Origin of the sequence: Streptomyces mesophilus, from assembly GCF_011044995.1 — a bacterium.
In the GTDB taxonomy this organism is placed as follows: Bacteria; Actinomycetota; Actinomycetes; order Streptomycetales; family Streptomycetaceae; genus Streptomyces; species Streptomyces mesophilus.
In genome coordinates this window covers 1-10,652 of record NZ_JAAKZW010000260.1, presented here as the reverse complement: position 1 = coordinate 10,652, position 10,652 = coordinate 1, and the positions used below count along the sequence as shown (strand labels likewise).

General features: G+C 69.6%; 9 protein-coding genes and 1 riboswitch. Of the genes, 7 read left to right on the top strand and 2 right to left on the bottom strand.

Annotated elements, in window-relative coordinates; all coding sequences use genetic code 11:
- The first annotated feature begins 49 nt into the window (after positions 1–49).
- Positions 50–763, top strand: a complete 714-nt coding sequence (locus G6045_RS35370) for a hypothetical protein (protein WP_165336309.1) — start codon at positions 50–52, stop codon at positions 761–763.
- Between the two features lie 88 nt (positions 764–851).
- Here G6045_RS35370 and G6045_RS41000 read toward each other — a convergent pair whose 3' ends face one another.
- Entirely contained in the window at positions 852–1,523 is a 672-nt protein-coding gene (locus G6045_RS41000) for an AAA family ATPase (protein ID WP_328708018.1), read from the bottom strand.
- A 293-nt stretch (positions 1,524–1,816) separates the two neighbouring features.
- A riboswitch (glycine riboswitch) is annotated at positions 1,817–1,913 on the top strand.
- 151 nt (positions 1,914–2,064) lie between these two features.
- Here G6045_RS41000 and gcvT point away from each other — a divergent pair.
- The 6 genes from gcvT to G6045_RS35335 all read left to right on the top strand — a co-directional run bounded on the left by gcvT (position 2,065) and on the right by G6045_RS35335 (position 9,922).
- Complete coding sequence (gcvT, locus tag G6045_RS35360) at positions 2,065–3,180, top strand: glycine cleavage system aminomethyltransferase GcvT (RefSeq protein ID WP_165336308.1); 1,116 nt, start codon at positions 2,065–2,067, stop codon at positions 3,178–3,180.
- A gap of 73 nt (positions 3,181–3,253) precedes the next feature.
- Positions 3,254–3,634 (top strand): glycine cleavage system protein GcvH, encoded by a 381-nt coding sequence (gene gcvH / locus G6045_RS35355; RefSeq protein WP_165336307.1) that lies wholly within the window; start codon positions 3,254–3,256, stop codon positions 3,632–3,634.
- A gap of 12 nt (positions 3,635–3,646) precedes the next feature.
- Positions 3,647–4,906, top strand: a complete 1,260-nt coding sequence (glyA, locus tag G6045_RS35350; protein WP_165336306.1) for a serine hydroxymethyltransferase — start codon at positions 3,647–3,649, stop codon at positions 4,904–4,906.
- Positions 4,907–5,112: 206 nt separating this feature from the next.
- Positions 5,113–6,762, top strand: coding sequence for an APC family permease (locus G6045_RS35345; protein WP_165336305.1), 1,650 nt, complete (start codon positions 5,113–5,115; stop codon positions 6,760–6,762).
- 158 nt (positions 6,763–6,920) lie between these two features.
- Complete coding sequence (locus G6045_RS35340) at positions 6,921–8,303, top strand: L-serine ammonia-lyase (RefSeq protein WP_165336304.1); 1,383 nt, start codon at positions 6,921–6,923, stop codon at positions 8,301–8,303.
- 110 nt (positions 8,304–8,413) lie between these two features.
- Complete coding sequence (locus G6045_RS35335) at positions 8,414–9,922, top strand: DUF4246 domain-containing protein (protein WP_165336303.1); 1,509 nt, start codon at positions 8,414–8,416, stop codon at positions 9,920–9,922.
- Positions 9,923–9,980: 58 nt separating this feature from the next.
- On the opposite strand, the gene G6045_RS35330 is transcribed toward G6045_RS35335, so the two are convergent.
- Positions 9,981–10,553: a hypothetical protein gene (locus G6045_RS35330; protein ID WP_165336302.1), complete on the bottom strand. Its 573-nt coding sequence runs from the start codon at positions 10,551–10,553 to the stop codon at positions 9,981–9,983.
- Positions 10,554–10,652 lie beyond the last annotated feature (99 nt).

Below are 10,652 nucleotides of genomic sequence, written 5' to 3'. Positions count from 1 at the left end.
CGCTCCACCCCATCGAAGATCCCCGCTCACCCCTTGAAAGGCACTCCCCATGCGACTCAACAGAACCCTCACCGCGCTCGCCGTCACCGTCGCCCTCTCCGCCGGCACGGTCGCCGTCGGCGCCGGCACCGCGTTCGCCGCCGAGGGCCGGACCGCGTCCGCGTCCGCGCCGATCGACACCGAGGCCGAGCGCCGCGTCGAGCGCAGCCTCGACAAGCTGTACGCGGCGATCGACGAGGCCGCGAAGAGCGGCGCCGAGGGCACGTACGACGAGAGCCACCGGACCCTGCTCGACACCGCGGTCAGGGAGCTGATCGCGGCGACCGAAGCGGTGGACCCGGAGCCGGTGGCCGAGGCCGAGGCGCCCGCCAAGGTCGACCCGAAGGAAGCGGTCGAGGACGCGACGAAGAAGCTCGAGGCCCAGGTCAAGGTGATCGTGGACGCCGCCGCCAAGGGCGACCTGGCGAAGCTGACCGCTTCGGTGGAGCTCTCGACCAAGGTGGTCGTGGACCTCCTGGTCAAGGTCGGGCTCGGCCCGATCCTGGAGAAGCTCGGCCTCGGCGACGTGACGAAGCTGCTGCCCGGGCTCACGGACCTGCTCCTGAAGCCCGCCACTCCGCCGGCCGGCCTGCCGACGGGCGCCGTGCCGCCGCTCCCGCTGCCGCTGCCCCTGCCGGTGCCGGGTCTGCCGACCGGACTTCCGACGGGTCTGCCGCTCGGGGGGCTGCCGACGGGTGGTCTGCCGCTGCCGTTCGGCAAGTGACACCTGCCTGACGACACCTGCCTTACGCACAGCGCACCCCGTTCCGCCGATGGAGGCGGGGCGGGGTGCGTCGCGTTCGCACTCGGCTTCAGGCCGTACGGAACCCCACCACGTCCAGGCCGCCCGCCGCCTCGCGGTCGAGCAGCACGACCGAGGCGCATCCCGGCGGCAGCTCGCCCTTCTCGGCGTCGCGGACGAGGCGGCCCACCGCGCCGCGGTGGCGGGTGAACGCATAGCGGGACACCCCGCGGCCGCGGTCGCGCTGGCCGGCCAGAGCCATGTCGGGGTCGACGTCGAGCAGCAGCAGGTGCAGCGAGGTGCCGCGGCGGTGGGCCTCGCGCGACAGCCAGCGGCGCACCCAGGCCTGGGTGCCGCAGTCGTGCACGACGGCCTCGGCGCCCGAGCGCAGGGTGCGGCGCAGCCGGGCGTAGTGGGCGATCCTGACCAGCGGCCGGTAGACCGCGTACGGAAGGAAGCGCGGCATGAAGGCGGCCCAGCGGTCGCGGGAGTCCTGGGAGTCGAGGCGGGGTGCGCGCACCGCGCGCTGGATCAGGGTGGTCTTGCCGCTGCCGGGCAGCCCGGAGACGACGACGAGATCACCGGGGCCGAAGAGCAGACGGCCGGGTGCGGTGCGGCCGCGCAGATCGCGCACGACCGCCGGTTCCGTATCGCGGACGACCGCAAGCCGTCTGGCCGGTCCTGCCTGCTGCGGAATCGCCACGCCATTGCTGACGTATGCGCTGCTGTGCTGCACGGTGATCGTCCTCCCCCTCGGTCGACTGGGGCCTGCCCTCCACGGATCCGGTTATCCCTTCTCAGCCGACTCCATCGGGACCGAGAGGCAGTCCTCGCACTCTGCCCTCCCGAGTGTAAAGAGTCGGTAATGCGTGTGAACCGGGTTTGCCACGACCGCATTCCGCATCCGCCCGCGAGCCCGTCCGCAGGCCTCCCGAACGCCCGGCCGCATCCCGTCCGGGAGCCGCTCCCGCGCACCCGTCGTACGGGTGCCCAGGGACGTGCAATGATGTGCGCGCCAACTGCATACCGGCCGTTCGAAGCCACGCGGGAGAGTCCTGGATGCCCAGCATCCGGGCGCCGAAGGAGCAAGCCCCTCCCTTGAATCTCTCAGGCCCCGTACCGCGTGGACGAGGCAACTCTGAAAAGCGAGCCGCTCCTTTGATGTGCGGCTCCACCCAAGGTGCAAGCCACTTCCGGCGTTACGCGGGAGCGTGGTGAACCTCTCAGGTTTATGACAGATGGGGAGGATCATCCTCACCAGTCATGCCCTGGGAGCCCTTCTGATGAGCAACGCCCCCCGCCTCACCGCCCTCGACGCCCTTCACCGGTCGCTCGGCGCCACGATGACCGACTTCGCCGGCTGGGACATGCCGCTGCGGTACGGCAGTGAGCGTGACGAGCACAACGCCGTGCGCACCAAGGCCGGTCTCTTCGACCTCTCGCACATGGGCGAGATCGCCGTGACCGGCCCGGAGGCCGCCAAGCTGCTCGACTACGCGCTTGTCGGCAACATGGGCTCGATCGGTGTCGGCCGCGCCCGCTACACCATGATCTGCCAGGCCGACGGCGGCATTCTCGACGACCTGATCGTCTACCGCCTCGAGGACCAGGCGTACATGGTCGTCGCCAACGCCTCCAACGCCCAGGTCGTGCTCGACGCGCTGACCGAGCGCCAGGCCGGCTTCGACGCCGAGGTGCGCGACGACCGCGACGCCTACGCGCTGCTCGCCGTGCAGGGACCGCACTCCCCCGCGATCCTCAAGGCCGTCACCGACGCCGACCTCGACGGCCTCAAGTACTACGCCGGTCTGCCCGGCACGGTCGCCGGCGTACCCGCGCTGATCGCCCGCACCGGCTACACCGGCGAGGACGGCTTCGAGCTCTTCCTCAAGCCCGAGCACGCCGAGACGGTCTGGCAGGCGCTGACCGAGGCCGGTCAGGAGTACGGCCTTGTCCCGGCCGGTCTGTCCTGCCGCGACACCCTGCGCCTCGAGGCCGGTATGCCGCTGTACGGGCATGAGCTGTCCACCTCGCTCACGCCGTTCGACGCGGGTCTGGGCCGGGTCGTGAAGTTCGAGAAGGAGGGCGACTTCGTGGGCCGCGAGGCCCTCACGGCCGCCGCCGAGCGCGCCGAGCAGAACCCGCCGCGCAAGCTCGTCGGTCTGATCGCCGAGGGCCGCCGTGTGCCGCGCGCCGAGATGCAGGTCGTCGCGGACGGCGAGGTCATCGGCTCCATCACCTCCGGCGCCCCGTCCCCGACGCTCGGCAAGCCGATCGCGATGGCATACGTGGACGCCGCGCACGCCGAGGCCGGTACAAAGGGCGTGGGCGTGGACATCCGCGGCACGCACGAGCCGTACGAGGTCGTCGCCCTGCCGTTCTACAAGCGCCAGAAGTGAACCCCGTAAGCCCCAGCAAGCAACTGCATCTCACTGAGATCAGCACTCCCTCGCGTACAGGAGAATTCAGGCCATGAGCAACCCCAAGGAACTGCGGTACAGCAAGGAGCACGAGTGGCTGTCGGCCGCCGCGGACGGCGTCTCGACGGTCGGCATCACCGAGCACGCGGCGAACGCGCTCGGCGATGTGGTCTTCGTGCAGCTCCCCGAGGTCGGCGACACCGTGACCGCCGGTGAGACCTGTGGCGAGCTGGAGTCGACCAAGTCGGTCAGCGACCTGTACGCGCCCGTCACCGGCGAGGTCGTCGAGGCCAACCAGGACGTGGTGGACGACCCGTCGCTCGTCAACTCGGCCCCGTTCGAGGGCGGTTGGCTGTTCAAGGTGCGCATCAGCGCCGAGCCGGGCGACCTGATGTCCGCGGACGAGTACACCGCGCTCACCACCGGAAGCTGAGGCGCTGCACGTATGTCTTCTCTCAACCAGTCGCTGCATGAGCTCGACCCGGACGTGGCCGCCGCGGTCGACGCCGAGCTGAAGCGCCAGCAGTCCACGCTCGAGATGATCGCCTCGGAGAACTTCGCTCCGGTCGCCGTCATGGAGGCGCAGGGCTCGGTCCTCACCAACAAGTACGCCGAGGGCTACCCGGGCCGTCGTTACTACGGCGGCTGCGAGCACGTGGACGTCGCCGAGCAGATCGCGATCGACCGTGTGAAGGAGCTGTTCGGCGCCGAGTACGCCAACGTGCAGCCGCACTCGGGTGCTTCGGCGAACCAGGCCGCGCTGTTCGCGATCGCCTCGCCCGGCGACACGATCCTGGGCCTGGACCTGGCGCACGGCGGTCACCTCACCCACGGCATGCGCCTGAACTTCTCGGGCAAGCAGTTCAACGTGGTCCCGTACCACGTGGACGACTCCGGCCTGGTGGACATGGCCGAGGTCGAGCGGCTCGCCAAGGAGCACCGCCCGAAGGTGATCATCGCCGGCTGGTCGGCGTACCCGCGTCACCTGGACTTCGCCGAGTTCCGCCGGATCGCGGACGAGGTCGAGGCGCTGCTCTGGGTCGACATGGCGCACTTCGCCGGTCTGGTGGCCGCGGGCCTGCACCCGAACCCCGTTCCGTTCGCGGACGTGGTCACGTCCACCACGCACAAGACCCTCGGCGGTCCGCGCGGCGGCATCATCCTGTCCCGTGACAAGACCTTCGCGAAGAAGCTCAACTCGGCGGTCTTCCCGGGCTTCCAGGGCGGTCCCCTTGAGCACGTGATCGCGGCCAAGGCGGTCTCCTTCAAGGTCGCGGCCTCGCCGGAGTTCAAGGAGCGCCAGGAGCGCACGATCGAGGGTGCCCGCATCCTCGCCGAGCGTCTGACCTCCGAGGACGCCCGCGCGGGCGGTGTGAACGTGCTGTCCGGCGGTACGGACGTCCACCTGGTCCTCGTCGACCTGCGCGACTCCGAGCTCGACGGCCAGCAGGCCGAGGACCGTCTCCACGAGGTCGGCATCACGGTCAACCGCAACGCGGTCCCGAACGACCCGCGGCCGCCGATGGTGACGTCCGGCCTGCGGATCGGTACGCCGGCGCTCGCGACGCGCGGCTTCGACGCCGAGGACTTCCGTGAGGTCGCGGATGTCATCGCCGAGGCGCTGAAGCCTTCGTACGATGCCTCAGCTCTGAAGGCGCGTGTGGTGGCTCTGGCCGATAAGCACCCGCTGTATCCGTCGCTGTAGGACTCGGGGCTCCGCCCCGGGCCCCGCGCCTCAAACGCCGGCGGGGCTGATTTCTGGGCCCGTCCCGTGGAGTTATCCACAGGGCGGGCCCTTCGTCGTGACCTACGGCCCGCCCATACCTGCCGAAGCGCGGAGCTTTGCGCACGTCAGCGCACATACGTTCTGGATAAGGACATCCACCGACCGACCAGAACGGCACGCACCCCATGGATATGAGCGCGGCGAACAGGAAAGGCCTCAGTCTTTTCGCCCTGATCATGATCGGCCTCGGCTCGATCTTCGGCTCCGGCTGGCTCTTCGGCGCGGGCCAGGCCGCCGCGGTCGCGGGCCCCGCCGCGATCATCGCCTGGGTGATCGGGGCCGTGTTCATCGGCATGATCGCCATGTCGTACGCGGAGGTCGGTGCCGCCTATCCGCTGCCGGGCTCCATGGCGCGCTTCGGCTCGATCTCGCACGGTCCCGTGCTCGGCTTCATGACGGGCTGGGCCTGCTGGATCGCCATCGCGGCCCTGATCCCGATCGAGTCGATCGCCTCCACGCAGTACATGTCCTCGTGGAACTTCGGCTGGGCGCGCGGGCTCGTCGAGAACGGGGGCCTGACCACCTCCGGCATGGTGATGGCCTTCGCCCTGACCGTCCTGCTCTGGCTGGCCTGCTACTGGTCGGTGGCGCTGCTCGCCAAGGCGAACAACCTGCTCACGCTGGTCAAGTTCGCCATCCCGGTGCTCGCCGTGGTGGCGCTCATCGCCTCCGGCTTCCACACCGGCAACTTCACCAACCATGGCGGCTTCGCGCCCAACGGCTGGTCCGCGGTGATGACCGCGGTGACCACCTCCGGTGTGGTCTTCGCGTTCAACGGCTTCCAGGCCGTGGTGAACCTCGGCGGCGCCGCCAAGAACCCGGGCCGCGCGATTCCGCTGGCCCTGGTGGGCGCGCTCTCCCTCGGTCTCGTCATCTATCTGGCGCTGCAGATCGCCTTCATCGGCTCCGTACCGCCCGAGCAGCTCGCCTCGGCCGGCGGCTGGCACGGGATCAACTTCGCCTCGCCGTTCGCCGACCTGGCCAAGATCCTTGCGCTGCACTGGGTCGTGATGACGCTGCAGTTCGGCGCGTTCATCTCGCCGTCCGGCGCGAACATCGGCAACGTCGCCTCCGCCTCGTTCATGGCGCAGAACCTCGCCGACACCGGCTTCTTCCCGAAGAAGATCCGCGAGGTGCACCCGAAGTACGGCACCGCGCGTCCCGCGATGTGGCTGAACCTGGGCTTCTCGCTGATCCTGCTCTTCACCGTCGGGCACAGCTGGGAGGCGCTGGCCGCGGTCGTCTCCGCCGCGATGGTGGTCTCGTATCTGATCGGCCCGATCGCCGTCGGCGTCTTCCGCGAGACCAAGCCCGAGCTGCCGCGCCCGTTCCGCCTGCCGGCCGCGCGGATCCTGTGCCCGCTGACCTTCGCCTTCGCGGCCTGCGCCCTGTACTGGACGAAGTGGCCGGACACCGGCAAGGTCGTGCTGCTCACGCTGGTCGCCGCCCCGATCGCGGCGGTGGTCCTCAAGCGCAAGGGCGAGCAGAATCTGCGGGCGCAGTTCGCCCCGGCCTGGTGGCTGATCTCCTTCCTGCTTTGGCTGGGCACGCTCTCGGCGATCGGCGGCGAGGAGTTCGGCGGCGCCGGGTACATCCCGGGCGGTGTGGCCATCGCGCTGGTCGGCGTCTCGGCCCTCGGCTTCTACTTCTGGGCCGTACGCTCCGGCATCAAGGCCCACATGGCGGGGCTGCCGGGTCCGGACCCGGTGTTGGACGCACCTTCCGAGGAACCCGTGACGGAAGCGTCCGTCGAGCGCGAGCTCGTCAAGGCCTGACAGCAGCTGTGACCCGATGGTCACCTCCGGCAGACGAGTCCGCCGCCATGGCGCGTTAGGCTCGTCTGTCGGACACAATCCGCACATACGCACCTCGTACGCACCCGCATACGCACCGCCCTCGTACACCCCACGAGCAGACAAGGGAGTCCGCCACCGTGGCAATCTCCGTCTTCGACCTCTTCTCCATCGGCATCGGCCCGTCCTCCTCGCACACGGTCGGCCCGATGCGGGCGGCCCGTATGTTCGTGGGCCGGCTGAAGAAGGACGGTCTGCTCGCCCAGACCACCTCGGTGCGCGCCGAGCTCTTCGGCTCGCTCGGCGCCACGGGGCACGGGCACGGCACCCCGAAGGCGGTCCTGCTCGGTCTCGAGGGCCACTCCCCTCGTACGGTCGACGTGGAGAGCGCCGACGACGAGGTCGAGCGGATCCGTACGACCGGCAAGCTGCGGCTGATGGGCGCCGAGATAGGCGATGCCCATGTCATCGACTTCGACGAGCCGAACCAGCTGATCCTGCACCGCCGCCGCTCGCTGCCGTACCACGCGAACGGCATGACGCTCTTCGCGTACGACGCGACCGGTGCGCCGCTCCTCGAGAAGACCTACTACTCGGTCGGCGGCGGCTTCGTCGTGGACGAGGACGCGGTCGGCGAGGACCGGATCAAGCTGGACGACACCGTTCTGAAGTACCCGTTCCGCTCCGGCGACGAGATGCTGCGTCTCGCCGGCGAGACGGGCCTGTCGATCTCCTCGCTCATGCTGGAGAACGAGAAGGCCTGGCGTACGGAGGAGGAGATCCGCGAGGGCCTCCTGGAGATCTGGCGCGTGATGCAGGCCTGTGTCTCGCGCGGCATGGCCCGCGAAGGCATCCTGCCGGGCGGTCTGCGCGTCAAGCGCCGCGCCGCGGCCCAGGCCCGCCAGCTGCGGGCCGAGGGCGACCCGATGCTGCACCGCGGCGAGTGGACGACGATCTACGCGATGGCCGTGAACGAGGAGAACGCGGCCGGCGGCCGCGTCGTCACCGCTCCCACCAACGGCGCCGCGGGCGTGCTCCCGGCCGTCCTGCACCACTACATGAACTTCGTGCCGGGCGCGGACGAGGACGGCGTGGTCCGCTTCCTGCTCGCCGCCGGTGCGATCGGCATGCTCTTCAAGGAGAACGCCTCGATCTCCGGCGCCGAGGTCGGCTGCCAGGGCGAGGTCGGCTCGGCCTGCTCGATGGCGGCGGGCGCGCTCGCCGAGGTCCTGGGCGGCAGCCCGGAGCAGGTGGAGAACGCGGCCGAGATCGGCATGGAGCACAACCTGGGCCTGACCTGCGACCCGGTCGGCGGCCTCGTCCAGATCCCGTGCATCGAGCGCAACGGCATGGCCGCGGTCAAGGCCGTCACGGCCGCGAAGATGGCGATGCGCGGCGACGGCTCGCACAAGGTCTCCCTCGACAAGGTCATCAAGACCATGAAGGAGACGGGCGCGGACATGAAGGTCAAGTACAAGGAGACGGCTCGCGGGGGGCTTGCGGTCAACGTGATCGAGTGCTGAACTGACCCGCTGACTTCGACGGCCGCCGTACGGGACTCCGTACGGCGGCCGTGTCAGTCGTCTCGCATATTCTTCCGGGCACCGCACGCCGACACGGAGGATCTAGAGAAGTGACTGGCCTGTCTGCTTTTCCGTTGCCTTTTCAAGCATCGCGTTTCCGATCGACCTCAAGTCCCCGGACGTTGCGGGAGCTTGAGATGATGCAGTGCAGTGCCCAGCTGCGGGCGAAGCCGGGGTGGTTCGACAAGATGAACGACCCGGGGATCGTCGCCAAGTGGACGCAGGAAGCGGTCGCCCAGGGTCTCACCGAGGCACAAGTGCGGTATGTGCTCGACGAGTTGGAGTACTACGCCGGGTTGCGCGACCGGCGGACCGGCGTCGAGGTGTCCGCCGTCGACGGGGTGTGGCAGTCGGACACCCTGGTCGACGACGCGCTCGGGTCCCAACTGCGCGAGGCGGTACGGGTTCTCGAAGAGGTCCCCGAGGACGAGCTCGACTGGCATCCCGGATCCGGGGGCCAGGTGCTCGATCTGGTGCATCCCTCGCTGTTCTGTCTGGTGCGCGAGGTGAGCGGCGCCCCTGAGCGGGCTTGGCGGAATCCGACGAACAGCTACTCGAAGCACGAGTTCTCGGAGCGGTTCCAGTGGCTGCCCACGGACGTCGAGATCGACGACGACGGCAAGGCCGCCTTCCTCTCGTACGTCAACAACGTCCATCCCGAGCGGCATCGCGAACTGGCCGCCGTACTGCCGGACTTGCTCACGCGGGTGCTCCCGCTCTTCGAGAACGTGCTCACCGACGCGTGCTACCCGCTGCCGCTGCGGATCGAGGCGGATCCTTATGCGTGGTACGACTCGGAGCCGGAGTACCCGGACAAGGACGACTACGGCGACGACGCCGCGTACGAAGAAGCCGTGCAGGCCCACGAAGCGGCCCAGGACGACTGGTGGGAGAACCGTCGCCCGGTCGTCCCGGACGCCCCGGAGTTCACCGCGCCCACGCTGCCGGACGACTTCGTCCCGATCGCCCTGCGCGGGCGCCGCCTCCAGGTCATCGTCAAGCTCGCCACCATCCATCTGACCCCGGACAAGCCCGAGTACAACGGGGGTTCGTGGCATGTCGAGGGGATGCTCAACGAGCGGATCGTCTCCACCGCCCTCTACTACTGGGACTGCGAGAACATCACCGAGAGCCGGCTCAGCTTCCGCGCGGCGGTCGACGACCCGGACTACGAGCAGAACGACGACAACGGCATACGCGAGGTCTACGGCCTGGAGAACGAGGAGGCGCTCAACCAGGTACTCGGCTCGGCGTCGACCCCGGCGGGCCGCTGCCTGGCGTTCCCGAACATCCTGCAGCACCGGGTCGGTTCGTTCCGGCTCGCGGACCCGACCCGGCCGGGGCATCGCAAGATTCTGGCGTTCTTCCTGGTCGACCCGTCGGAGACGATCGTCTCGACCTCCGACGTACCCCCGCAGCAGCCGTGGTCCGAGACCTCGACCATGACGCTGGAGCAGGCGCAGGGCTATCGCGAACAGCTCATGCAGGAGCGGAAGTTCTTCGTCGACGAGCACAACGAGCAGGTCTACGAGCGGGAGTTCTCCCTCTGCGAGCACTGAGTCGATGACCCGCCGGGTGCCGGGCGGCCGCGGCCGCCCGGCACCCGGCGCACACGGCTCAGGAAGTGGGCCAGTCCACCTGCCGCTCGACGCGGACCTCGGTGACGCTCACGCCGTCCGGAGCGCCGAAGGCCTCGACCATCACACCGTTGCCGATGTCGGTCACCTGCACGGCCAGGTGGTCGGCGCCCACCCGCAGGTCGATCCGTACCACCGGCTCACCCGAGAAGTCCGGCATGCGGTGGATCCGGGCGGCCGGGTAGCGCAGGGTCGTCAGCTTGTCGCGCAGTGCCTCGTACGACGGGGTGCCGGTCCCCGAGAAGGCCCTGCTGATCCGGGACTGGTGGCGCTGCGCGGCGCACTGCTCCTCCGCGGTCAGCGGCACCGGGACGACGGTGGCGGTGGCGGTCGCAGCCACGCCCGCCGAGCCGGTGGGGAAGGCGAGCGAGCAGCTCTGGGCGATGAGGTCCGCCAGTTCGAGGAACCGGGTCTCCGCAGGGTCGGTCACGACGGTCGTGCCGGTGACGGGGGCCGGAGCGGCGGTGGCGTGTGCCGCGCCGAGGCCGGTCAGGAGGATGCCGCCGAGCGCGGCCGCCGCGAGGGATCTCTTCGGGAAGCGTGTTGATCTCATGCCCGTACGATGCGGCCGACCGGCCACCGCCCACATGAGTACCCGTACTCAATGCGACCCGGCACCACCTGAGCACCAGCTCACCGAGCACCACACGCG